Source organism: Seonamhaeicola maritimus, from assembly GCF_008056315.1.
Classification (GTDB): Bacteria; Bacteroidota; Bacteroidia; order Flavobacteriales; family Flavobacteriaceae; genus Seonamhaeicola; species Seonamhaeicola maritimus.
In genome coordinates this window covers 1,819,506-1,844,647 of the sequence record NZ_VRKQ01000008.1, presented here as the reverse complement: position 1 = coordinate 1,844,647, position 25,142 = coordinate 1,819,506, and the positions used below count along the sequence as shown (strand labels likewise).

At 32.7% G+C, this 25,142-nt stretch carries 26 protein-coding genes and 1 pseudogene; 20 read left to right on the top strand and 7 right to left on the bottom strand.

What is annotated here, in order from left to right:
* Nucleotides 1-4 precede the first annotated feature (4 nt).
* The 9 genes and pseudogenes from FUA22_RS07720 to hisIE all read left to right on the top strand — a co-directional run.
* Nucleotides 5-820, top strand: a complete 816-nt coding sequence (locus tag FUA22_RS07720; RefSeq protein ID WP_147767315.1) for a prohibitin family protein — start codon at nucleotides 5-7, stop codon at nucleotides 818-820.
* A 310-nt stretch (nucleotides 821-1,130) separates the two neighbouring features.
* On the top strand, nucleotides 1,131-1,988 hold the full coding sequence (gene hisG, locus FUA22_RS07715) for an ATP phosphoribosyltransferase (RefSeq protein WP_147767314.1): 858 nt from the start codon (nucleotides 1,131-1,133) through the stop codon (nucleotides 1,986-1,988).
* 1 nt (nucleotide 1,989) lies between these two features.
* Entirely contained in the window at nucleotides 1,990-3,273 is a 1,284-nt protein-coding gene (hisD, locus tag FUA22_RS07710; RefSeq protein WP_147767313.1) for a histidinol dehydrogenase, read from the top strand.
* The gene (gene hisC / locus FUA22_RS07705; RefSeq protein ID WP_147767312.1) at nucleotides 3,273-4,307 is read left to right on the top strand and encodes a histidinol-phosphate transaminase; all 1,035 of its coding nucleotides are present in this window, start codon (nucleotides 3,273-3,275) and stop codon (nucleotides 4,305-4,307) included. The genes hisD and hisC overlap by 1 nt, the downstream gene beginning before the upstream one ends.
* Complete coding sequence (gene hisB / locus FUA22_RS07700; RefSeq protein WP_147767311.1) at nucleotides 4,307-5,443, top strand: bifunctional histidinol-phosphatase/imidazoleglycerol-phosphate dehydratase HisB; 1,137 nt, start codon at nucleotides 4,307-4,309, stop codon at nucleotides 5,441-5,443. The genes hisC and hisB overlap by 1 nt, the downstream gene beginning before the upstream one ends.
* A gap of 51 nt (nucleotides 5,444-5,494) precedes the next feature.
* The gene (gene hisH, locus FUA22_RS07695; protein ID WP_147767310.1) at nucleotides 5,495-6,076 is read left to right on the top strand and encodes an imidazole glycerol phosphate synthase subunit HisH; all 582 of its coding nucleotides are present in this window, start codon (nucleotides 5,495-5,497) and stop codon (nucleotides 6,074-6,076) included.
* Nucleotides 6,077-6,094: 18 nt separating this feature from the next.
* On the top strand, nucleotides 6,095-6,829 hold the full coding sequence (hisA, locus tag FUA22_RS07690; RefSeq protein WP_147767309.1) for a 1-(5-phosphoribosyl)-5-[(5-phosphoribosylamino)methylideneamino]imidazole-4-carboxamide isomerase: 735 nt from the start codon (nucleotides 6,095-6,097) through the stop codon (nucleotides 6,827-6,829).
* Entirely contained in the window at nucleotides 6,829-7,584 is a 756-nt protein-coding gene (gene hisF, locus FUA22_RS07685) for an imidazole glycerol phosphate synthase subunit HisF (RefSeq protein ID WP_147767308.1), read from the top strand. The genes hisA and hisF overlap by 1 nt, the downstream gene beginning before the upstream one ends.
* Nucleotides 7,585-7,648: 64 nt before the next feature.
* Nucleotides 7,649-8,245, top strand: a pseudogene (hisIE, locus tag FUA22_RS07680) (bifunctional phosphoribosyl-AMP cyclohydrolase/phosphoribosyl-ATP diphosphatase HisIE); the annotation flags it as partial.
* Between the two features lie 55 nt (nucleotides 8,246-8,300).
* On the opposite strand, the gene FUA22_RS07675 reads toward hisIE, so the two are convergent.
* Entirely contained in the window at nucleotides 8,301-8,720 is a 420-nt protein-coding gene (locus FUA22_RS07675) for a hypothetical protein (RefSeq protein WP_147767306.1), read from the bottom strand.
* Between the two features lie 98 nt (nucleotides 8,721-8,818).
* On the opposite strand from FUA22_RS07675, the gene FUA22_RS07670 reads away from it, so the two are divergent.
* Nucleotides 8,819-9,595: a tRNA pseudouridine synthase A gene (locus FUA22_RS07670; protein WP_147767305.1), complete on the top strand. Its 777-nt coding sequence runs from the start codon at nucleotides 8,819-8,821 to the stop codon at nucleotides 9,593-9,595.
* An 80-nt stretch (nucleotides 9,596-9,675) separates the two neighbouring features.
* Nucleotides 9,676-10,359, top strand: coding sequence for a DUF2461 domain-containing protein (locus FUA22_RS07665; protein ID WP_147767304.1), 684 nt, complete (start codon nucleotides 9,676-9,678; stop codon nucleotides 10,357-10,359).
* Here FUA22_RS07665 and FUA22_RS07660 read toward each other — a convergent pair.
* Nucleotides 10,356-10,772 carry a glyoxalase gene (locus tag FUA22_RS07660; protein ID WP_147767303.1) on the bottom strand — a complete coding sequence of 139 codons (417 nt, stop codon included), beginning with the start codon at nucleotides 10,770-10,772 and terminating at the stop codon, nucleotides 10,356-10,358. The genes FUA22_RS07665 and FUA22_RS07660 overlap by 4 nt on opposite strands.
* A gap of 169 nt (nucleotides 10,773-10,941) precedes the next feature.
* Between FUA22_RS07660 and FUA22_RS07655 the strand changes: the two genes are divergently transcribed.
* The 5 genes from FUA22_RS07655 (at nucleotide 10,942) to leuB (ending at nucleotide 16,688) form a co-directional block, all read left to right on the top strand.
* The gene (locus FUA22_RS07655; RefSeq protein ID WP_147767302.1) at nucleotides 10,942-11,814 is read left to right on the top strand and encodes a DUF72 domain-containing protein; all 873 of its coding nucleotides are present in this window, start codon (nucleotides 10,942-10,944) and stop codon (nucleotides 11,812-11,814) included.
* A gap of 239 nt (nucleotides 11,815-12,053) precedes the next feature.
* Entirely contained in the window at nucleotides 12,054-13,454 is a 1,401-nt protein-coding gene (leuC, locus tag FUA22_RS07650) for a 3-isopropylmalate dehydratase large subunit (protein ID WP_147767301.1), read from the top strand.
* A 10-nt stretch (nucleotides 13,455-13,464) separates the two neighbouring features.
* Nucleotides 13,465-14,064: a 3-isopropylmalate dehydratase small subunit gene (leuD, locus tag FUA22_RS07645; protein ID WP_147767300.1), complete on the top strand. Its 600-nt coding sequence runs from the start codon at nucleotides 13,465-13,467 to the stop codon at nucleotides 14,062-14,064.
* Nucleotides 14,065-14,099: 35 nt separating this feature from the next.
* A complete protein-coding gene (locus FUA22_RS07640) occupies nucleotides 14,100-15,617 on the top strand; it encodes an alpha-isopropylmalate synthase regulatory domain-containing protein (protein WP_147767299.1) in 1,518 nt (505 codons plus the stop codon).
* Between the two features lie 12 nt (nucleotides 15,618-15,629).
* Complete coding sequence (gene leuB / locus FUA22_RS07635; protein ID WP_147767298.1) at nucleotides 15,630-16,688, top strand: 3-isopropylmalate dehydrogenase; 1,059 nt, start codon at nucleotides 15,630-15,632, stop codon at nucleotides 16,686-16,688.
* Between the two features lie 78 nt (nucleotides 16,689-16,766).
* Here the strand turns inward: leuB and FUA22_RS07630 are convergent, their stop codons facing one another.
* From FUA22_RS07630 to FUA22_RS07620, 3 genes are all read right to left on the bottom strand, one after another.
* Nucleotides 16,767-17,555 carry a hypothetical protein gene (locus tag FUA22_RS07630; RefSeq protein WP_147767297.1) on the bottom strand — a complete coding sequence of 263 codons (789 nt, stop codon included), beginning with the start codon at nucleotides 17,553-17,555 and terminating at the stop codon, nucleotides 16,767-16,769.
* Between the two features lie 147 nt (nucleotides 17,556-17,702).
* Nucleotides 17,703-18,992 (bottom strand): mechanosensitive ion channel family protein, encoded by a 1,290-nt coding sequence (locus tag FUA22_RS07625; protein WP_147767296.1) that lies wholly within the window; start codon nucleotides 18,990-18,992, stop codon nucleotides 17,703-17,705.
* Nucleotides 18,989-19,279 (bottom strand): DUF3817 domain-containing protein, encoded by a 291-nt coding sequence (locus FUA22_RS07620; RefSeq protein ID WP_147767295.1) that lies wholly within the window; start codon nucleotides 19,277-19,279, stop codon nucleotides 18,989-18,991. The genes FUA22_RS07625 and FUA22_RS07620 overlap by 4 nt, the downstream gene beginning before the upstream one ends.
* A 236-nt stretch (nucleotides 19,280-19,515) precedes the next feature.
* Between FUA22_RS07620 and FUA22_RS07615 the strand changes: the two genes are divergently transcribed.
* From FUA22_RS07615 to FUA22_RS07600, 4 genes are all read left to right on the top strand, one after another.
* Nucleotides 19,516-21,624, top strand: a complete 2,109-nt coding sequence (locus FUA22_RS07615; protein WP_147767294.1) for an elongation factor G — start codon at nucleotides 19,516-19,518, stop codon at nucleotides 21,622-21,624.
* 21 nt (nucleotides 21,625-21,645) lie between these two features.
* Nucleotides 21,646-22,026: a hypothetical protein gene (locus tag FUA22_RS07610; protein ID WP_147767293.1), complete on the top strand. Its 381-nt coding sequence runs from the start codon at nucleotides 21,646-21,648 to the stop codon at nucleotides 22,024-22,026.
* A 259-nt stretch (nucleotides 22,027-22,285) separates the two neighbouring features.
* Nucleotides 22,286-22,825, top strand: a complete 540-nt coding sequence (locus FUA22_RS07605) for a DUF4251 domain-containing protein (RefSeq protein ID WP_147767292.1) — start codon at nucleotides 22,286-22,288, stop codon at nucleotides 22,823-22,825.
* Between the two features lie 172 nt (nucleotides 22,826-22,997).
* Nucleotides 22,998-23,561 carry a DUF7486 family protein gene (locus FUA22_RS07600; RefSeq protein WP_147767291.1) on the top strand — a complete coding sequence of 188 codons (564 nt, stop codon included), beginning with the start codon at nucleotides 22,998-23,000 and terminating at the stop codon, nucleotides 23,559-23,561.
* A gap of 2 nt (nucleotides 23,562-23,563) precedes the next feature.
* On the opposite strand, the gene FUA22_RS07595 is transcribed toward FUA22_RS07600, so the two are convergent.
* Nucleotides 23,564-24,184 (bottom strand): YqaA family protein, encoded by a 621-nt coding sequence (locus FUA22_RS07595; protein ID WP_241664783.1) that lies wholly within the window; start codon nucleotides 24,182-24,184, stop codon nucleotides 23,564-23,566.
* Between the two features lie 359 nt (nucleotides 24,185-24,543).
* Nucleotides 24,544-25,104: a hypothetical protein gene (locus FUA22_RS07590; protein ID WP_147767289.1), complete on the bottom strand. Its 561-nt coding sequence runs from the start codon at nucleotides 25,102-25,104 to the stop codon at nucleotides 24,544-24,546.
* Nucleotides 25,105-25,142: the final 38 nt, after the last annotated feature.

Below are 25,142 nucleotides of genomic sequence, written 5' to 3'. Positions count from 1 at the left end.
AAAAATGGAAAAATTACCAAAAGTAGCATTACCCTTAATTATTGCTGCAATTATACTTGTAATAGTACTAGCTAAATCTGCTGTAACCATAGATTCTGGTGAGGCTGGAGTGCTTTTTAAAACCTTTGGAGATGGTGTTGTTACAGATGAGCCACCAATGGGAGAAGGTTTTCATATTGTTGCACCTTGGAACAAAGTTTTTGTTTATGAAGTGCGTCAACAAGAGCTTTTTGAAAAAATGAAAGTGTTATCTTCAAACGGATTAGAAATTCAAATTGATGCTTCGGCATGGTATGAGCCTGTTTATAACGATTTAGGTAATTTACACCAATCTCTTGGACAGAATTATTTGCAACGTGTTATTCAGCCTGCAATTCGTAGTGCAGCAAGAAGCGTTATTGGACGTTATACGCCAGACGATTTGTATTCAACCAAACGTGACGCCATTCAAGTTGAAATTTATGAAGAAACCAAGAAAATACTGGATAAACAATATGTTCAATTAAATGAGGTCTTGGTAAGAGATGTAACTTTACCTCCAACAATTAAAGATGCCATTGAACGTAAATTGAAACAAGAGCAAGAATCATTAGAGTATGAATTTAGATTGGTTACTGCTGCTAAAGAAGCGGAAAAAGTAATTATTGAAGCTCAAGGTAAGGCAGATGCCAACCGTATATTAAGTGCTTCATTAAATGATAAAATTTTACAGGATAAAGGTATTGAAGCAACTATTAAGTTATCTGAGTCTCCTAATAGCAAAGTAATTGTTATTGGTTCTGGTGATAGTGGGTTACCTATTATTTTAGGAGATCAATAAATTAAATATTTCAGTTTTTAGAATGATATTTTAAACATTAACTAACAATATCAATACTTAATTGTAAAATAATTAATAGTTGCAAAAACTAAGTTCAATATTTGGAATATTAGTTATTAATTGTAGATATTTGCAGAAACAAAGAAAGACATGACTTTTATTCAATTACATCATCATTTTCATATTTGCTCTCAAGCGAAGTGAAAATGTATTGAATAAAATCAAAATATTTAAACCCGTTTGAGTCAATCAAGCGGGTTTTTCATTTCTAAAATCAACAAGATTGTCTCAAACTCATAACAAAAAGAAAATGAGTAAACTAAGAATTGCAGTACAGAAATCGGGTCGCTTAAATGACGACTCAATGAAAATTTTAAAAGACATTGGTATATCCATTGATAATGGTAAAGACCAATTAAAAGCCTCGGCAAGAAACTTTCCATTGGAAGTTTTTTACCTTAGAAATGGGGATATTCCTCAGTATTTAAAAGATGGTGTAGTAGACCTAGCTATCATTGGTGAGAATGTTTTAATTGAAAAAGGACAAGACATTGAAGTAGCAGAAAAACTTGGCTTTTCAACTTGTCGTGTTTGTATTGCCGTACCTAAGACGACTGAATATGAAAGTATTAAGGATTTAGAAGGAAAACGTATTGCTACTTCGTACCCTAATACCGTACAAATGTTTCTTGATGAAAACGGTGTTAATGCAAATCTTCACATTATTAATGGTTCTGTTGAAATTGCTCCTAATATTGGTTTAGCCGATGCTATTTGTGATATTGTATCTAGTGGAAGTACGTTATTTAAAAACAATTTAAAAGAGGTTGACAGTATTCTTAAATCTGAAGCAGTATTGGCAGTTTCGCCACTTTTAAGTGAAGAAAAGAGAGTGATTCTGAATAAAATTCAGTTTAGAATTCAATCAGTATTAAAAGGTAGACAATCAAAGTATATTTTATTGAATGCGCCAAATGATAAAATCCAAAACATCATTGATGTGTTACCAGGAATGAAAAGCCCGACGGTATTGCCATTAGCGCAAGAAGGTTGGAGCTCAGTGCACTCAGTAATTAGTAAAAACGAATTTTGGGATGTCATTGACGAACTAAAAGCCAATGGTGCCCAAGGAATCCTAGTTTGTCCAATAGAAAAAATGGTGCTGTAAGATGCAGATTATTGACAATCCAAATAAGGAAAACTGGTTAAGCATTTTGCAAAGACCAACGCAAACAGTTGACGATATTGAAGGTATTGTTAATGAGGTGTTTGTTGACGTTAAGCGAAATGGAGATCAGGCAATCAAACAATATACTGAGCGTTTTGACAAGGTTTCACTAAAGACTAACTTAGTTTCTACTAATGAGATAGAAGATGCCGTTGCAAGTGTTCCGCAAGTTTTGAGAAATGCTATAAAGAATGCTAAACAAAATATAGAAGCATTTCATGCAGCTCAAAAAACATCAAGAGTAGAAATTGAAACAGCTAACGGCGTTAAATGTTGGCAAGAAAAAAGACCAATAGAAAGTGTTGGTTTATATATCCCAGGAGGAACGGCTCCCTTGTTTTCAACCGTTTTAATGTTGGCTGCTCCTGCGCAAATTGCAGGATGCAAAGAAATTGTATTATGCTCACCACCAAATAAGGAAGGGAAGTTAGCTCCAGAAATTTTATATGCTGCTCAATTATGCGGTGTCACTAAAATATTCAAAGTAGGAGGGATACAAGCCATTGCAGCTATGACCTTTGGAACGGAAACGATTCCTCAAGTATATAAAATTTTCGGACCAGGAAATCAGTTTGTGACCGTTGCAAAACAATTAGCAACAAAACATGGTGTTGCCATTGATATGCCTGCAGGACCAAGTGAATTACTAGTAGTTGCTGATGAAAGTGCTAATGCAAGTTATATTGCTTCAGATTTATTAAGTCAAGCAGAACATGGTACTGACAGTCAAGTAATTTTAGTTTCTACTTCAAAAGAACTTATTGTTAAAGTTTCGGAAGAAGTCGATAAACAATTAGCTGTTTTACCAAGAAAAGATATAGCTGAAAAAGCAATTGCAAATTCTAAATCAATTTATATTGAGAGTGATGATTTGGCTCTTGATTTGATTAATGAATACGGACCAGAGCACTTCATAATTTGTTCTTCAAATGAAGGTTTTTATATGGATGGTATTAGAAATGCAGGTTCGGTATTTATAGGCGATTATACTCCTGAAAGTGCTGGTGATTATGCCTCAGGAACAAACCACACATTGCCAACAAATGGATTTAGTAAAGCATATTCAGGAGTTAATTTAGATAGTTTTTTAAAGAGTATGACGTTTCAGAAAATATCTAAAGAAGGTATTTTAAATATAGGAGAAACCATAGAGTTAATGGCAGAAGCTGAGGGTTTACAAGCACATAAAAATGCAGTTAGCATTAGATTAAAGGATTTGAAATAATGAATGTTTTAGATTTAATAAGACCAAGCATAAAGGCACTTAAACCTTACTCATCTGCAAGAGATGAGTTTCAAGGAGCAACTGACGATATGGTATTTTTAGATGCCAATGAGAATCCTTTTGAAAATGGTGTTAATAGATATCCAGACCCAAAACAAGGAAATGTTAAAACTCTGCTTTCTAAGATAAAAGGTATCCCCGTTGAAAACATCCTATTGGGTAATGGAAGTGATGAAGTTTTAGATTTGATTTATAGGGCTTTTTGCGAGCCTAATGTAGATAATATCATTACATTACCGCCAACCTATGGTATGTACAGTGTATTGGCAAATATTAATGCTGTGGATATTAGAAAGGTTCAATTGACAAGTGATTTTCAACCAAACGTTAATGAAATACTCAAAATAGGAGACAGAAATAGTAAATTATTGTTATTATGTTCTCCTAATAATCCAACTGGGAATAGTTTTTCAGAAGAATCCATTGAAAAGCTGTTAAGAGAGTTTAAAGGAGCTGTGGTTATAGACGAGGCCTATATTGATTTTTCAAATAACCCAAGTTGGTTGATAAGATTAAACGAATTTCCAAATTTAGTTGTTACTCAAACCTTGTCTAAGGCTTATGGAATGGCGGGCATTAGATTAGGGATATGTTATGCTTCAAAAGAAATTATTGCTGTTTTAAATAACATTAAGCCACCATATAATGTTAATGAGTTAACCCAACAACGCGCAATTAATCAATTGGAGAATGAAGAGCAAACTCAAAACCAAATTCAAACCATTTTGGAAGAAAGAGAAGTTTTGGTTTCAGAATTGAAAACAATTTCGTTTGTATCAAAAATATATCCATCCGATGCTAATTTCATTTTAGCAAAAGTAGATGATGCTACCAAACGCTATAATGAGTTAATAGGAAAAGGAATAGTTATTAGAAACAGAACCTCACAACCAGGGTGCGAAAACTGTTTGCGTTTTACAGTTGGAACACCTGATGAAAATAAAATATTAATAGAGACTTTAAAATCTATATAATGAAGAAGGTACTTTTTATTGATAGAGATGGAACATTAGTTTTGGAACCACCTGTTGACTATCAATTAGATAGTCTAGAAAAGCTAGAGTTCTACCCAAAAGTTTTTCAATACATGGCGAAAATTGCCAGTGAGTTGGATTATGAATTAGTGATGGTAACCAATCAGGATGGTTTAGGAACCGATTCTTTTCCAGAAGACACTTTTTGGCCAGCCCAAAACAAGATTATAGATGCTTTTGAAAAAGAAGGCGTAACGTTTTCTGCTATTCATATTGATAAAACGTTTCCGCATGAAAATGCAGATACACGCAAGCCAAGAACAGGGTTGTTAACCAAGTACTTTACAGAAGAATATGATTTGCAAAACTCTTTTGTTTTAGGTGATAGGATTACCGATATGGAGTTGGCAAAAAACATGGGTGCAAAAGGTATTTATCTTTCAGAACATCCAGATTTGGGAGCTGAGGAAATTGAAACTTCTGAGAAAGAAATTCAGGATTGCATTGCTTTAACTAGTACAGATTGGGAAGCAATATATGAGTTTTTAAAACTTGATGATAGGGTTGAAGAAATAACACGTAACACTAATGAAACTCAGATATATATAAAATTAAATTTAGATGGCTCGGGGAAGAATGATATTGACACAGGATTATCTTTTTTTGATCATATGTTGGATCAAATTGGGCGTCATGGAGCTATGGATTTAACCGTAAAAGTTAATGGCGATTTAGAAGTTGATGAGCACCACACCATAGAAGATACCATGATTGCTTTAGGGGAATTATTCAATAAAGCCTTAGGTGATAAATTAGGTATTGAACGATATGGATTCTGTTTGCCAATGGATGATTGTTTAGCTCAGGTTGCTGTAGATTTTGGCGGAAGAAATTGGCTAGAATGGGATGCTGAGTTTAAACGCGAAAAAATTGGTGATATGCCAACAGAAATGTTTTTCCATTTATTTAAATCGTTTACAGATGGTGCTAAATGCAATTTAAATATAAAAGCAGAAGGGGTAAATGAACACCACAAAATAGAAGGTATCTTTAAAGCATTTGCAAAAGCAATGAAAATGGCGGTAAAAAGAGATGCGAACAAGATGTTTTTGCCAAGTACAAAAGGAATGTTATAAAAATTGTCGCTTCAGGTGATTCCGAAGTATGAGAAATTGTATCGAGAAGAAATGAAATTAGTAATAATAGATTACGGCGCAGGAAATATTAAAAGTATTCAGTTTGCATTTAATCGATTGGGGTATAATGCAGTGTTATCTAAGGACCCAGAAGAAATTAAGGCAGCTGATAAGGTAATATTTCCGGGTGTTGGAGAAGCAAGTTCAGCAATGAAAATGCTTAAAGAAAGTGGTTTAAATGAGTTGATTCCAAATCTTAAACAACCTGTATTGGGTATTTGTTTAGGAATGCAATTAATGTGTTTGCATACAGAGGAAGGTAACACTGAAGGTTTAGGAATATTTCAAACTAAAGTGAAGCGCTTTACAAGTGATGTGAAAGTACCACAAATGGGATGGAATGTTATAAAAGAACTGAAATCTGATTTGTTCAAAAACATTAAAGAGAATGAATACATGTATCTTGTACATAGTTATTATGCAGAACACTGTAATGAAACCATTGCGGCAACAGATTATGAGATAAATTACGCATCAGCTTTACAACATGAAAATTTTTACGGTACACAATTTCATCCTGAAAAAAGTGGAAATGAAGGAGCTAAAATTTTAAAGAACTTTTTGAATTTATAAATAGCCAAAAGCTAAAAAATGAGAATAATTCCAGCAATAGATATTATAGAGGGTAAATGTGTACGTCTTACAAAAGGAGATTACAATACTAAAAAGGTATATAACGAAAACCCTTTAGAAGTTGCCAAAATGTTTGAGGCTTCAGGTATTGAATATTTACATTTAGTAGATTTAGATGGTGCTAAAGCAAAACATATAGTTAATTATAAAGTGCTTGAACAGATTGCTACAAAAACGAAATTGAAAATTGATTTTGGTGGTGGTTTAAAAGCTGATGAGGATTTACACATCGCATTTAATTCTGGAGCAAGACAAATTACAGGCGGGAGTATAGCTGTGAAAGACCCTGAAACTTTTGAAAATTGGATATCTAAATACGGAAGTGAAAAGATTATTTTAGGAGCCGATAGTAATGCAGGTAAAATTGCAATTGCTGGTTGGCAAGAAAACAGTTCTGAAGATGTAATTCCTTTTATAAAAGAATATCAAAAGAAAGGTATTCAATATGTGATTTGTACAGATATTTCTAAAGATGGTATGTTAGAAGGTCCTTCTTTTGAATTGTATGATGAAATTATATCTGCTTGCACAAATAGTAGTCAAGGTCAATCTATAAAGTTGATAGCTTCAGGAGGTATTTCTCATATAGATGAATTACCAAGGTTAATTGAGTTAGGATGCGAAGGTGTAATTATTGGAAAAGCTATTTATGAAAATAGAATTAGTTTAAAACAACTTGAAAAATTTGTGTAATGCTTACAAAAAGAATTATCCCTTGTCTAGATATAAAAAACGGTCGCACGGTAAAAGGTGTTAATTTCGTTGATTTACGAGATGCAGGAGACCCTGTTGAGTTAGCTAAACAATATGCTGACTATGGAGCTGATGAATTGGTTTTTTTAGATATCACAGCAACCCTTGAAGCTCGTGCAACCACTTTAGAAATGGTATTACATGTTGCGGAACAGGTTAATATCCCATTTACTGTTGGAGGAGGAATTTCTTCAGTGGAACACGTTGATGCACTATTAAAAAATGGAGCTGATAAGGTGTCTATTAATTCATCGGCAGTGAAACGTCCTGAATTGATAAATGAATTGGCAGATAAATTTGGAAGTCAATGCGTGGTGGTTGCAATAGACGCTAAACAAGTAGGTAGTGAATGGAAAGTGCATTTAGCCGGAGGAACTATTCCAACAGAAATAGATTTATTTGAATGGGCTAAAGAGGTTGAAGAACGTGGAGCAGGAGAAATTCTTTTTACATCTATGAATCATGATGGAACCAAAAATGGATTTGCAAATGAAGCCTTAGCCAAATTATCAGAATTGTTGAATATACCAATTATTGCCTCTGGAGGTGCGGGTAATGTACAGCATTTTATAGATACTTTTATCGACGGGAAATCCGATGCGGCTTTAGCGGCGAGCGTGTTTCACTTTGGTGAAATTCCTATTCCTGATTTGAAAAAGGAATTAAAAGAGGAAGGTATTGAGGTGCGAATTTAATACGATACTCACCGAAATTATAATAATATTAAATTGATTCCTTAATTTAAAGGAAAGACGAACTAAAATGGAAATAAAATACGATTCAAACGGATTAGTACCAGCAATCATTCAAGATGCTATAACCAAGAATGTTTTAATGTTGGGTTATATGAATGAAGAGGCTTATCTAAAGACTAAAGATACTAAACAAGTAACCTTTTTTAGTAGAAGTAAACAACGATTATGGACTAAAGGTGAAGAAAGTGGTAATTTCTTGAATTTAGTAGATATTAAGAACGATTGTGATAATGATACATTATTGGTTCAGGTAAATCCGGTTGGACCAACTTGTCATAAAGGAACAGATAATTGTTGGGGAGAAGAAAACGTTTCTAAGTATGGATTCTTTTCAACTTTAGAGGATGTGATTTCAGAACGTGTTGCTAATAAAGATACTGCCAAATCTTATGTCGCAAGTTTGTTTTCAAAAGGTATTAATAAAGTAGCTCAAAAAGTAGGAGAGGAAGCTGTTGAAACAGTTATAGAGGCTATGGATAATAACGATGAATTATTTTTATATGAATCGGCAGACTTGTTCTTTCACTATTTAATGCTACTTCAAGCTAAAGGTTTTACATTAAAAGATATTGAAGTGGAATTAAAAGGTCGTCATAAATAAAGAAGGCACTAGATAGTTAACTCTAATGCCTTCAAACAAATTTGGTGGTTATAAATTATTTAAGCCATCCTTTAGATCCTGACATTTTGGAAAACCAATAAAACACGACTGCCAAAACAATAATCATAATAGTCATCCCTATACTTGACGCATAACCATTGATTAAAACATATCCCATTTGAACAATAACTGCAATTAGGGATAATAGCCAAAGTTTAGTAGCCCAAGATTTACGTACTAAAAGTCCTATTGCTGCTAATGCTCCAGCAAATACTGCAATTGCAAAAGCCGCAGTAACCCATGATGGCATGTTGGCGGCAATTTCTTGCTGTTCTGCCGTATACATTTCTTGGTAACCTGCTGTATTATAGGCTTGTTGTAGATAGGCATTAACACCCATTCCGTTCCAAATAAGAGCAATAACACTCACAATCCAAAACCAAATTGGAGGCTTGTTTGTTGCTGAATCTGTCATAATTAATGAATTTTTAGTTAGTTATTAGATTAACAAGTTATAAAAATTTTGCCACAATTAATAAAAGAGTGTACTTTTCGGCAGGTTAAAAACTTACAATGAAGAAGTATTTTTACGTCATTAATATTCAATATTTAGGGTATAGATTTCACGGTTGGCAAAAGCAACCAAATGTAAAAACCTTGCATTTAATGGTTGATAGAACACTGAATTTTATTCTGGAAGGCAAGCGTTTTAAAAGTTTATGTGCAGGAAGAACAGATGCTATGGTTTCTGCTGAAAACGCCGCTTTTGAACTTTTTCTACATCATGAAATTGAAGATTTAGATGCTTTTTTAGAATTATTTAATTACAATTTACCACAGGATATTCGAGCCTTGAATATTAGAGAGGTTAATGAGAAGTTCAATATTATTAATCATTCAAAAACTAAGGAGTATTTGTACCTTTTCACATATGGAGAAAAGTGTCATCCGTTTTGTGCACCGATTATGACAACCATTCTAGATGATTTAGATATTGAGGTTATGAAAGAGGGAGCTAAGCTTTTTGAGGGTGAACATCACTTTAAGTCTTATTGTTATAAACCTAGTGAAACCGGAATTTACAATAGGAAAATTGATTTGTGTGAACTTGTTGATAACACCATTTATACGGCTAATTATTTTCCTAAGAAATCATTTGTTTTGAGAGTACAAGGAAAAGGGTTTATGAGAAATCAAATTAGATTAATGATGGGGACACTTATTGATTTAGGAAAAGGAAAAATAGCTTTGAATGATATTGAACACAGTTTAAAACCTGATGTTTTTGTAAAAATGGACTATATTGCTCCAGCATCTGGCTTAATTCTTAACAATATCGAATTTGAATAACCAAATGCTTTTTGTAATTTTCAAATTACATAGCGGACTACTTAATTCTTATTACTAATTAATCAAAAAATAATTCCAAAATGAGTATTACTGTACCAAAATCAGCCTTAGATTTTTTTAAAAAATTAGAAAAGAATAACAATAGAGATTGGTTTAATGAACGTAAAAAGGAGTTCAAATCTATTGAAGCAGATGTAAAAGGTGTATATAACTCAATATTTGAAACCCTAAATACGCATGACGAAATTGATAAAATGAAAATGTTTCGTATTTATCGTGATGTCCGATTTTCAAAAAATAAGCTACCTTATAAAACACATTTTGGAGGTTCCTTTCATAGAACCAAACCTAAATTAAGAGGAGGTTACTATTTACATCTTCAGCCAAATAACGAAAGTTTTATTGCTACAGGGTTTTGGGAGCCGGCTCCTGCTGATTTATTGCGAATTAGGAAAGAGTTTGAAATGGATGATAGTGAAATACGTGAGATTCTTGCTAATAAAAAATTCAACAGTATTTGGGGTGACACCTTTGTTGGTGATGAAGTGAAAACTGCTCCAAAGGGATTTAGTAAAGAGCATAAAGCCATTGATTTAATAAAGAAAAAACAATATATCTTTATTAAGAAGTTTACAGATAAAGAAGCGCTTAGTGCTGGTTTTATTGATGAAGTGAATGCATCATTTAAAGCCATTCGGCCATATTTTGATTATATGAGCGATGTGCTGACTACAGATTTAAATGGGGTCTCGCTTATTGACTAAACCGCGGCTAATAACTCTGGTTTTTCAAACAGTTGAATCTGACTTAATAAGCGTTCTTTAACAATATTCATCATACGTTTGTTCAACGCAGAAGAGTTTTGTGTGTACATGCTGTACTCCTCAACGGTAAACAAGCCTATTATCATACCTTTTACTGAATTACGAAATTTCATGTCTTTATGAATTGCATTTTCAATATAATCAATGCGCTTCTCTAAAGTTAAGTCGTAAAAAACAGATTTGTGCTTAACTATATAATTTTTAAAAACAACAATCAATAAATCATTCTGAAGCTTAATTACGGGCCTTAAAACTGAGTTTTGAAACCACTCATCACTACTCATATCATCATTTATTGTTGTTGAAGAAATCTCCGGACGGATGTCCTTTAGGTTAATTTGTCTTGGGCTCATGACTAATTGGTTTTAATAAATGTAGATAATTATAACCCCAGAAAAATATAGAGGTAAGTATAGTTTTTAACTGGGTTATTAACAATTAACTTTAAAGTGTTTGCTTTCAGTATATTATATTTTGGGTTTTTGAAGAATTGAAATTGTTACTTTTGAATAAATTCTTCAAATGAAATTCGGTAGTGTAGATTATCCTCAAAATATTGATTTCACTTTGCCTAAAGACCATCCTAAAACTAAACATGTTTTGGGTAAGGTAAAGGACGATAATGTTACAGATGTCTATGTTGGTTGTGCTAAATGGAATAAAACAGATCTAAAAGGTTTTTATCCTAGAGGCACTAAAGACGTATTGGGATATTATTCCAATCAGTTTAATTCTATCGAATTGAACGCTACTTTTTACAGAATTTTTCCTCCCGAACAATTTGCCACTTGGTATAACCAAACGCCTAAAGGTTTTAAATTCTTTCCAAAATTAAACCAGGAAATTAGTCATTGGAAACGTTTAAATGAAGTTAAAGAAGTGGTAGAGCAATACTTGTATAATGTTTCAAACTTAAAAGAAAAATTAGGGACTATTTTCTTGCAGATGAATAGTAATTTTGCGCCTAAAGATTTTAACCGAGTAGTAAGTTTTGTTGAAAGTTGGCCTAAAGAAATTGCTTTAGCAATTGAATTCAGACATACTAATTGGTATAATGATGAAATGGTAGCTAATGAATTATTTAATCTTTTAGAAACAAATAATATTTCAAATGTAATTGTAGATACCGCAGGAAGACGTGATTTAATGCATATGCGATTAACGAATCCTACCGCTTTTGTACGTTATGTTGGTGCTAATCATAAAAGTGATTACACCCGATTGGACGATTGGGTAGACCGCTTTAAATTATGGCAGAATCAAGGGGTCAAAGAAATTGATTTTTTCATACATCAGAATATCGAAAAAGAGTCACCATTGCTTTCGGCGTATTTTATCAAAAAGTTGAATGCCTCATTAGGCTGTTCATTAAAAATCCCTAAAAAAGTTGACTAACAAATTTTAAGTTAAACTTCACTTTTTCATATTTAAAAATTATAGGTGATTACAGCTTTATGTTGAATAAAATATAATTTATACCCGTTACTTTATCAATTTTATAAAAAGTATACAACAAAGCATTTGAAAGCTTTAAAATACTGCAATAATATTATAACTTTGTCAACCTTTGTAAGCTTCCAAGGCTTCATTTTAGATAGCATAAAGCAGTATTAAAGAATTAATTAAAGATATTTATGAGCAAGACATTATTTGATAAAGTATGGGATTCCCATGTTGTCAGAAATATAGAAGACGGGCCTGATGTGTTTTTCATCGATCGTCATTTTATTCATGAAGTAACAAGTCCTGTTGCTTTTGTAGGTTTAAAGAGTAGAGGAATTGGAGTTATGTATCCAGAGAAAACATTTGCAACTGCAGATCATAACACGCCAACTTGGGACCAACATTTACCTGTAGCAGATCCATTATCGGCAAACCAATTAGAAGCTTTAGCAACTAATGCTGCAGAGCATGGCATTTCTCACTGGGGATTAGGACATCGTAATAATGGTATTGTTCATATTGTAGGGCCAGAGAATGGAATTACATTACCAGGGTCTACAATTGTTTGTGGTGATTCACATACATCTACACATGGTGCTTTCGGTGCTATTGCATTTGGTATTGGAACTTCTGAAGTTGAAATGGTATTGTCAACACAATGTATCATGCAACCTAAGCCTAAGAAAATGCGTATTAACGTTAACGGTAAGTTAGGTTTTGGTGTAACACCTAAAGATGTTGCTTTATATATTATTGCTCAACAAACCACATCTGGTGCAACTGGATATTTTGTTGAATATGCAGGTGATGTTTTTGAAGATATGACTATGGAAGGACGTATGACCGTTTGTAACTTATCTATTGAGATGGGGGCTCGTGGTGGTATGATTGCTCCAGATGAAAAGACTTATGAATACATAAAAGGAAGAAAACATACGCCAAAAGGAGTAGATTGGGATAGAGCCATGGAATATTGGAAAACTCTTAAAACTGATGATGACGCTGAATTTGATGTGGAATTCAATTATGACGCATCTGATATAGAACCAATGATTACTTACGGTACCAATCCAGGAATGGGGATTGGAGTAACACAATCAATTCCATTGGCTGAAAACGTTGAAGGTGGTGTTGCTACATATAAAAAATCACTTGGTTATATGAAGTTTAATGAAGGTGATGACATGATTGGAAAACAAGTAGATTATGTTTTCTTAGGCTCTTGTACTAATGGTCGTATTGAAGATTTTAGAGCATTTTGTTCTATTATTGAAGGACGTCAAAAGGCAGATAACATTACTGCTTGGTTAGTACCAGGATCACACAAAGTGGTTGATCAAATTAAAGAAGAAGGTTTAGATAAAATACTAGATGCTTCCGGTTTCGTTTTAAGAGAACCAGGGTGTTCAGCATGTTTAGCTATGAATGATGATAAGGTGCCAGCCGGAAAATTAGCGGTTTCAACATCTAACCGCAACTTCGAAGGTCGTCAAGGACCAGGGTCTAGAACATTACTAGCTTCACCTTTAGTAGCTGCAGCCACTGCAGTTGAGGGTGTAGTAACAGATCCAAGAACATTAATTAACGCTTAAAAAAAAGAAAATGGCTTACGATAAATTTGAAGTATTAACAAGTACAGCTTATCCATTACCAATTGAAAATGTGGATACAGATCAAATCATTCCTGCACGTTTCTTAAAAGCTACGGAGCGTAAAGGATTTGGAGATAATTTTTTCCGTGATTGGAGATATGATTCAGAGGGAAATCCAATTGCAGATTTTCCATTGAACGATTCAAAATATAAAGGTTCTAAAATATTAGTAGGAGGAAAAAACTTTGGTTCAGGATCATCAAGAGAGCATGCTGCATGGTCTGTTTATGATTTCGGATTACGTTGTGTGATTTCTTCATTCTTTGCAGATATTTTTAGAAATAACTGTTTAAATATTGGTGTTTTGCCTGTACAGGTATCAACTGAATTTGCACAAACTCTGTTCGATGCTATTGAAGCTGACCCGAATACTGAGATTAAGGTTGATTTACCTAATCAAAAAGTAACATTAGTTGCTACGGGAGAGTCGGAATCTTTCCAAATTAATGGATACAAAAAAGGTAATATGCTTAATGGTTTTGATGATATAGACTATTTACAAAGCATGAAAGAAGAGATTGCTTCCTTTGGGGAGACAAGACCTTTCTAAATAATAAATTAAATATAAACGCCTATTCATTTTAAATGAAAAGAATAGAAATAATGGATACGACATTACGCGATGGTGAACAAACCTCGAGTGTGTCGTTTTCTGCTTCTGAGAAGCTTACCATAGCAAAACTTTTACTTGAAGAACTAAAGGTTGATAGGATAGAAATTGCATCAGCCCGAGTATCTGAAGGGGAATTTCAAGCTGTAAAAGCTATTACAGAATGGGCAAGAGAGAGTGGGTATTTAAATGCTGTTGAAGTATTGTCTTTTGTTGACAATGGTACCTCAATAGATTGGATAGTTAAAGCAGGAGCAAGGGTTCAAAACCTATTAACAAAAGGTTCATTAAATCATTTAACTCATCAGCTTAAAAAAACTCCAAATCAACACTTTAAAGAAATAGAAAGCAATATAGCTCTGGCAGAAGAACAAGGTGTTGCTACTAATGTTTATTTAGAAGATTGGAGTAACGGAATGCGTAATTCTAAAGAATATGTATTTGAGTTTTTAGACTTTTTAGCTACTCAACCTGTTAAACGTATTATGCTTCCGGATACCTTAGGTATTTTAACGCCTTCCGAATCTTATGAGTTTGTAAAAGAGATAAAAGAAAAGTATCCAAATTCACATTTTGATTTTCATACCCATAACGACTATGATTTAGGAGTTTCAAATGCTATTGAAGGGTTAAAGGCAGGCGCAGATGGTTTACATCTTACTATAAATGGTATGGGAGAAAGAGCAGGAAATGCACCTATGGCAAGTACTATAGCTGTGATTAACGACTTCATGCCTAAGGTTGAGATTGGTGTAAATGAAAAGTTTCTTTATACTGTAAGTAAACTTGTTGAGACTTTCTCGGGCATTATTATTCCGGCTAACAAACCTGTTATTGGGGCAAATGTTTTTACCCAAACTGCTGGTATTCATGCCGATGGTGACAATAAAAAGAACTTATATTTTAGTGAATTATTACCAGAACGTTTTGGAAGAACTAGAAAATATGCCTTAGGCAAAGCTTCTGGAAAGGCTAATATTCAAAAGAATTTACAAGAATTAGGTCTTCAGTTAAATGATAACGACTTAAAAAAGGTAACGCAACGTATAATTGAATTAGGAGATAAAAAGCAGGTGGTTACCAAAGAAGACTTACCATATATTATCTCAGATGTATTGGATAGTGGATCTTACGAAGAAAAAATTAAAGTAGATTCTTATGTGCTCACACATTCGAAAGGTTTAAAACCTTCTACTACAGTGGCATTAACTATTGAAGGTGATGCTTATGAGGCCAATGCACAAGGAGATGGTCAATTTGATGCCTTTATGAATGCTATTAGAAAAGTATTTAAAAAGAAGAATTTTATACTACCTGATTTAATTGATTATGCAGTGAGAATACCTCCTGGGAGTCGTTCAGATGCTTTATGTGAAACTATAATTACTTGGAAAAATAAAGAAACTGAGTTTAAAACTAGAGGTTTAGATTCAGATCAAACAGTGTCTGCAATAAAAGCCACTGAAAAAATGCTAAATATTATTAATAATTAAGAATAAAAATAAATGAAATTTAACATAGCCCTTTTAGCCGGAGACGGTATAGGACCAGAAGTTACGGAACAAGCTGTAAAAGTTAGTGAAGCAGTAGCAGCAAAATTTGGACATGAAATTACGTGGAAACCAGCTTTAACCGGTGCAGCCGCAATTGATGCTGTTGGTGAGCCTTATCCAGATAGCACACATGAAATTTGTGCATCTTCTGATGCTGTATTATTTGGAGCTATTGGTCTTCCAAGATTTGATAATGACCCGTCAGCTCCAGTACGTCCAGAGCAAGGTTTACTAAAAATGCGTAAAAAATTAGGGCTATTTGCTAATTTAAGACCAACGTTTACGTTTCCGTCTTTATTAGATAAATCACCATTAAAACAAGAACGTATTGAAGGTACAGATTTAGTTTTCTTTAGAGAATTAACTGGTGGTATTTATTTTGGAGAAAAGGGAAGAAGAGATGAAGGTGAAACCGCTTTTGATAACTGTGTTTATACTAGAGCAGAAGTGCAGCGTTTGGCTAAGAAAGGTTTTGAATTAGCTATGACTCGAACAAAAAAATTATGTTGTGTTGATAAAGCTAATGTTTTAGAAACTTCAAGACTTTGGAGAGAGACAGTACAGGCTATGGAAAAGGATTATCCTGAGGTTGAAGTATCTTATGAGCTTGTTGATGCTGTTGCAATGCGCTTGGTACAATGGCCAAATAGTTATGATGTTTTAATTACTGAAAACTTATTTGGAGATATTTTAACAGATGAAGCTTCTGTAATATCAGGATCTATGGGGTTAATGCCATCGGCATCTATGGGAGAAGATATTTCATTATTTGAACCTATTCACGGATCTTACCCACAAGCAACAGGATTAAATATAGCAAATCCAATGGCTATGGTTTTATCTGCTGCCATGATGTTTGAAATTGCATTTAATTTACCAGAAGAAGGTAAAGCTATCAGAAACGCTGTTAATGCAGCACTTGCTGAAGGTATTGTTACTGAAGACTTAGCAGATGGAGGTAAAGCCTACGGAACTTCAGAAGTAGGCGATTGGTTAGCTGCAAACATCTAAAGTAAAGTTTATAAACTAAATATAACTTAAAAAGACCTGTCTATATTGATAGGTCTTTTTAATTCTATATAAGCCTTATTAATTTAATAGGCTTCTATTATAACTTGTAATTATAGCATCTAACTTTTTATCTATATCACTAGAATAATTGCTAGATAAGCTAATTTTTCCTTTATATTTTTTTTGAGATGCCACTTTATTAATTGGATATTTTTGCAAAAAATCGGGGTAAACCATGTAAATCACATTGGTCCTAACATTTTGAATAACTTGAAATACATTTTGTAAAAAAAACTGTTCGTTTGTTAGTCCGTTTTTTTGTGCATTAGCAACCGATATTAGATTTCTTTCTTTATAACCATCAGAATCTTTAGTAACATAATATTCTCCTAAATATTTAAATTTTCCAACTACTATATTTTGCGGTTTAAAAATACTTCGTCGCATTTTTAAATCTTCGTGTTTTTGAAAGATTATATTACTTGGTATAATCTCATACTTCTTCGTGTTTTTTAAAACTCTCTCTGCTGTTCGTAAGCGATTATATACCTCAGAGACATTAAGTTCTTTTAACTTTTGAGGAGTTAGCTTTAATTCTTTTTTTAGTTGTTCAATTTTTTTAATGTCTTTCCTAGCTTTATCAGCATATACTAAAGCTTTTTTGTAAAATTCAGATATTCTTTTGGTAGAAGGCTTTTTTATACTAGTGGTATGTTCTTCTAATAAAACTTCAAAAACATAAGGTGATGCTCCTTCTTTTAAGGCAATTAGATTGTTTAATTCTTTATTAAAAACGAATTCAGATTTTTGCGCATTTAATTGAAAGCATACAGACAATAACGCTATTAATAAGCATAAATATTTCATCACAATATATAATATTAATTTTGAAATTTTAGTGCTGTAATTACAAACACTCACTTGAGGGAAGTGTTCAAATATATGATATTTTTCACAAATAAATAAAACTATTCGACATATGGAATAGTTTATTTTCGTGTAACATACTTATTTTTAATGCTTTATATCAAAATTAGAGCCGCTAGGTAATTCAAATATTTCTAAATCGAAATAAGGTGTTGCAGCAATGACGTGGTCAAAAATATCTGCCATAATATATTCATAGTTTACCCAACGTTTATCACTACTAAAAGCGTATATCTCTATAGGTAATCCTTGAGATGACGGTGCTAATTGGCGCACCATTATTGTCATATCCTTATTAATGGCTGAATGATTTTCAATATATTCTTGCACATACTTTCTAAACACACCAATATTAGTCAAATTCCGTCCATTTAAAGACACTTCCTTGTTTACCTTATTATTGGTGTTAAATGTATTAATATCTTTCTGTCTGGCATTTAAATAAGCTTCAATAAGATGGATTTTCTTAAGTTTATCTACTTCTTCAGAATTTAGGTATTTTACACTTTCCATTTTAATACTTAATGACCTTTTAATACGTCTACCATCAGAACTGGTCATTCCTCGCCAGTTTTTAAAAGATTCTGAAATTAAAGCATAGGTTGGTATAGTGGTAATAGTCTTATCCCAGTTTTGCACCTTTACTGTTGCTAATGTAATTTCAATCACATCACCATCGGCTCCAAACTTTTCAAAAGTAATCCAATCACCAATCCGTACCATATCATTTATAGACACTTGAATACTAGCAACAAAACCTAATATGGTATCCTTAAAAACCAATATAATAACCGCCGAAGCAGCTCCTAACCCTGTTAAAAACGTTAAAAATGGAATACCTGTTAAAATCGCTATGGCAGACATTATACCAGCAACCCAAGCAAAAATCATAAATACTTGAATATAACTATCTACAGGTTTATCTTTTAAACTGGGTAAGGTTTTTAAAAAGTCTTTTACGGTATTTAGGAGGCTTCTTACAACCCAAAGCGTTAGGATAATGGCAAATACTTTGAAGCCTTTTTCAACCATTATTTCAAAGTCTGGGAAATCTGAAAATATATCAGGTACAAACTCTATAGCTATTAAGAGCGGTATAATATGCGCCACATTTCTAGGTACTTTGTTCTTAACTAGTAAGTCGTCAAAATTAGATTTAGAAACTTCAGCAAACTTGGTAAACGCTTGTAGTAATATCTTTCTAATTAAAAAATCAACTATAAATACAATAATTAATAAACCAAGTAATAATCCTAGCATATTAAGGTACTGGGCAGTAGTATCAGCAACATTTAAATCTACCAATTCATTGTAAATCCAATGTTTCAATTCAAATGGTTCAGAAACAACTTCAGTATTTTTCACCTCTTGTATCATGATGCCGTTTTTAGATATTTACGCTCAATAAAGAAAGTTCCAAACGGAATAATAGAAGCTAATAGCACACCTTTAAATTGTTTGCTATCCCAATTAAAGTCTGGTTTTAAAATAAAAGCCAGAACAACATAGAGCATAAATAAAATACCATGAGGCATCCCTAGTAGCTTAACATATTCATCATTATCTGCGAAATATTTAATAGGTGTTGCAATAAACAATAAAAGGATATATGATGCACCTTCTAAAAAAGCAACTACTCTAAATACATTTACTAAAGAAAACATAGTTCAAAATTTTTAGCAAAAATACGGTAGACAGATTAATAAATAGCTTACATAATACAATTTTGTTGTAACTTTATGGAACTCACCAGATTTATCAATAGATACTTGCCTAAGAGCTGATAATAATCATATTTTTTTATAAATATTGAGGGTAGCTTTATATCATCTTTAAAAAACCTTATAGATTTCTTTTTGGGAAAAAGGTTATAAACCAATATAAATTAAACCAAAGGCATATGAAAGTATTTGATGATAAACACATTAAAAATGTAGTGTTTGTGGGGGCTCACAACAGTGGTAAAACCACCTTAGCAGAAACCATGTTATTTGAAGCAGGACTTACAAAAAGGCGTGGTACCATTGAAGAAAATAATACAGTTTCCGATTATCATGAAATTGAACATGAAAGACAAGCATCTGTATTTGCAACACCTATACATACGGAATGGCGTAACTATAAAATTAATATTATAGACACACCTGGTTTAGATGATTTTATAGGAGAAATTATTTCATCCATCAGGGTGGGAGACACCATTGCTACCGTTATAAACGGGAGACACGGCGTAGAGGTTGGCACTGAAATTATCTGGAATTACATAGATAAATATAACAAGCCAACCTTATTTATTATAAACCAAATTGATCATCCAGATTGCAATTTTGAAGATGCCTTTAAAAGCATAAAAACACTGGTTGGAAATAATGCGGTTCAAATTCAATATCCTATAAAATTAGACGGTGCACAGTGTATCATTGACGTATTAAAGATGAAATGTTACAAGTTTGGACCAGAAGGAGGGAAGCCAGAAAAACTTGCAATTCCAGACCATGAAAAGGAAATGGCAGAATTGTTACATAATGAATTAGTAGAAAAAGCGGCTGAGAATGATGAAGAACTCATGGAATTATATTTTGATAAGGGCACTTTGAATGAAGACGAAATGCGCCAAGGTATAAAAGCCGGTATGTTAAATCATGACTTATTCCCAGTATTCTGTGTATCAGCATTAGAAGATATGGGTAGTGGCCGATTAATGGGATTCATTGATAATGTAGCGCCAGCGGCAGCAGATTTAAAAGGAGAGCAGAGTTTAGAAGGTGAGGAGATTGTTCCTAAAGTAGATGCTCCAACGTCATTGTTTATTTTTAAAACCTTGTATCAACCTAATCTAGGGCAAATCACATTTTTTAAGGTGAAATCTGGTGAAGTTAATGTTAATGATAAATTAACGAATTCAAGAAATGATGAAACAGAGGTTATTAACCAGCTGTATATTATGGATGGAAAAACCAGACAGCCGGTTAACAAATTAACCACTGGTGATATTGGAGCCACCTTAAAACTTAAGTTTACAGATACTACAGACACATTATATAGTGGCAGTAAACCAATCACTATTAAACCTATTCAATATCCAGAACCTAGAATAAATAAAGCGGTTACGGTAACTGACAAAGCTGATGATGAAAAGTTAAGTGATGCACTAAAACGCATACATAAGCAAGATCCAACTGTTGTTATTAATTATTCCAAAGAATCAAAAGAACAAATTCTTGGATGCCAAGGTGAGCTGCATTTAGCAATTATTGATTGGACTTTAAAGAACAATTACGGTGTAACTGCTAATTACAATAAGCCTAAAATAAAGTATAGAGAAACTATTCAGCGTTCATCTACTGCCAATTACAGACATAAAAAACAATCTGGTGGTTCTGGGCAATTTGCACAAGTGCATTTAAAAATAGAGCCTTGGTTTGAAGGCATGCCAGAACCTGAAGGGTTTAATATTAGAGGTAAAGAAGAAGTTGATTTAGCCTGGGGCGGAAAACTAGTTTTCTACAACTGTATTGTTGGTGGTGTGATAGATTTACGCTATTTACCATCAGTAATGAAAGGTGTTTTAGAAGTTATGGAAGAAGGGCCATTAACTGGGTCTTATATTAGAGATGTACGTGTAATGGTGTATGATGGTAAAATGCACTCTGTAGATTCTAATGATATATCTTTTAAAATAGCCGGAGCACACGCCTTTAAAGAAGCGTTTTTAAATGCCAATCCTAAATTGTTAGAACCAACAAATGAACTAACAGTTAAAGTACCAGAAGATATGGTTGGTAATGTAATGACCGATTTACAATCTAGACGCTCCATCATTCAGGGATTTGATAATTTAGACCATTATCAAATATTAAAATGTACCATTCCTGCAGCTGAGTTATTTGGATATTCTACAGATTTACGTTCATTAACCCAAGGGAAAGCTACATTTAGCTCTAGATTCTCATCGTACCAACCGGTACCAAGTAACCTACAAAAACAATTAGTAAAAGAAGAAGTTTAATTTATAATAAGCATTATAACTATGATAACGAAAGCAAATTATTTGAGCGATCTAAAGTTTAATTTAGAAACATGGAAGAGAGAGTTACGTTTTCATTTTGATGAAATGGATACGTTTGAAGAAAAACTAGAAGAAATAGCAAGACGCGAGTTTGGAAAAAAAGCTACGGTGCCTTTAGAAAATTTTCAGAATAGAATTATGATTGAAAAGGATGCCATTTCTAAATTAAAACATCGTATTAGAAATAAAATGGCTAATATTCATAAAGCCGATTTTAATGAGAATATTGACGGTAGGTTACAAAATGAACAGCATACTTTAAAAGATGATATGCGTACCTATATCAATATGCATTATGATTTAAAAGAAGAAATGATGGATTATTTTAGAGAATGGTTATAGCCAATTACTAAACTAAATAGGCAGAAAGTCGGGATGTTAAAATATTCCGGCTTTTTTTTTATAATTAAAGTTTTTTGCTTTAGATCAGGTTCATCTAATCAAAATCCATTAATTTATACAGTAAGTATGATTTAAAGCCTTCTGAAAAGGATGTTTTAGACAAATGCCTAATGAAGCGTCTTTTTTTGGTGGTGAACTGACTTAAATGTAGTTGTCTTTAGACTAATTTTGTATATATGAAAATTAAAAATTGATAATTATGAGAACACAGATTTTAACCATATTAGTATTAGCATTGATCTTTGTAAACTGCGGATCAGGAAAGCAAGTTGTAAAGGCTGAGGCATTAGAAAAATTAAATGCCATAGTTAAAATGGATAACATTACCATTGAATCTGACCAGGCAAATCCACAAAACGCCTTATTAATGGCCAATACAGGATTATTACCAGTTGGAAGTACGGGCGGAAGTATCAATTTAATAGGAAACCCAAATCACTTAAAAATTATGGGAAACAGCTTGTCCATTGATTTACCTTTTTATGGTGAAATGCGTATGGGCGGTGGTTATAACACTGATAATGCGGGCATAAATTTCGAAGGGATTCCAGATGTTTTTGAGCATTCATTTAACTCCAAAAAGAGTACTCAAAATTATTATTTTGAGGTTAAGAATGAAAACGAAGCTTTTCAGATTAATTTAAGCATTTATCCTAGTTTAAGAACTGAAATACGTGTGAATAGTAGCCATAGAACCTTTATTTCTTATAGAGGTCAGGTCATAGAAAAAAAGGAATAACCAACTATTGCATAAAGAATTATAATAATTAAAGAGGTTGTCTAAAAAGTGCATTTTTAGATGCCTCTTTTTTTTGTTCCAATGTTAAGAATACGGTTTCTTGATTTTTATCATATTATTTTGGCTCTCATAGCCTTAAGTTTATAATAATATAACCAAAATAAGCACTGTCATGAAAACTAAACTTATACCAATTATCATAATAATATTTGCTGTATCATTCAGTTTTAATGGATTTAGTCAGGAGAAAATAAAAGATGTTATTTGGCATGTTAAAGCCTTTAAACCAAATGCGAAGATTTTAAAAATAAAAGCTTTTGATGCTAAAGGTAATACCTATAATGTAAAGGCCATTCAAAATTCAGATCAAACCAGTTTATTAGATGTAAAAGCATTTGTAAAGGGAAAGAAATTGCCCATTAAAATGCTGGTAATGAAAGGCGAGAAGTACTATCCTGTAAAAGCTATAGGAACAGATGGTACCATTTACGGCATTAAGGCTATTACAGAAGAAGGTTTAATTTTACCAGTTAAGGGCGTTAGTAAATCTGGTAATATTGTTCATATAAGAGCTATTTATAATGACAGCATTTTTTATAACGTTTTAGCCATTTCGCCAAAAGGAAACGCTAATGTGGTAAAAGGTATAAAAATGAGCACTGAGGAAATAGAAACTACTATTAATGGTATTGAAGTATTCGCTCATATTAAAGCCATTCCTCAATCAAATTATTAGTTTTAAACAACATTAAAAATTACTAATCCGTAAATAACAAAGCGTAATAAACGTAAAGAACCAAAGGAAACCACACCTTTAAACGGAAAGTTAATAATACCAGCTGCTAAGCATGAAATTGAAAAGGGTAGCGGCAATAGGGCGCCAACTACAATTAAAAAGCCACCCCATTTTTTGGAGTTTTTTAACTGCTTTTGCATTTTATTTTGCAAGTAGTTATGCACTTTAGGAATTCTGGTAATAATGATACCCAAATAATAGGTTAATAAACCACCTAAATAAGACAAAAAAGCCAGTAAAATAAGGTACCCCCAAGGATTATTTAGTTTTCCAGACCAAGCTATAAAAAGCTCTGGTGGTACTAAACCTAAAAGTGTTTCTGAAGCAAAAAAGAATAATAAAACACCATACACAGGAAGTGTTTGCGTTATAGTTTCTAAAGCTTCGTTTATATTGAAAAATTTATTTAATGCGTAAATGGCGGCAACAGCTATAATAATATAAGGCAGCGCCTTTAAAACACTTTTACCAACAAAATTATAGAAACCCGTATAGCTGTAATATTGATGTAACAGTCTCAGACGAGACTTGTCAGATTTAGGTTTAGATTTTGTAGGTTTCAATGGGTGCATATAAAGGTGACAAATATAAGTTCGATTTTTAGATTGGGAAAGTATAAGGCTATATTTAAACATACTTTAACATCTACAACGAGAGAACAGGTATTAAAATAGTCTATTTGACATAATATAAATTATAGTACATTTTACAGCAATTTGCGTAATAGCGCTTTTAGGCGATATTTGACATAATCATAGTTATAACAACACGCAGGTGTTTTATATCGTTCATGATTATGTTCAAGCTAATTGTGGCTTCATTATTATTATATAGTTACGTACAATAAATTCTCTTTTTCGAATAACCCGGCAACATTTTTTGAAATATGCGATTTTCAGCGATTAGGATTAGCTACAATGTACTATTTTGATTTCTTAAAAAAATTAATAAAAACTAATATCAAGACTACCACCAACGCAATAAAAAACACACTGGTAGAAATACTTTTTATAATTGAAAAAGTACTAATTGTATTAACTGTGGTTTCTGTTAAATTTGGATAATTATTAAGCATTGAGATAATTCCAATATTTTCGATATAATCTGCAATTCCTGCAATAATGGGCAAAAGAGATAAATAAATAAACGGTGTATTAAGTTTGTTTATTTTATTTAAAAAATACGCCATTACTGCGGCATAAGAAACTCCAAATAGGAATGGATAAATCATATCCACAGGTATTTGATTTGTTAGATAAATGTCACGTCCGTTGTTACCAAGAGCACTGAATAATGTGTTTACATAATTGAAATCATATCCTGCTGGCATCATATCTAACAACTTCATTCCATTAGCGAAGCTCATTGTTTTAGGAATGGTAACTATTAGCATGAAAGCATACACTAGGTTTGTTAGAATGAAAAGCCCTAAAACTTTCTTTCCTGACACATTTTTATTAATAAATTTACTCAAAGTTTTCATTTACTCCATTTTACAGTTTAGATAACTATAGATATAAA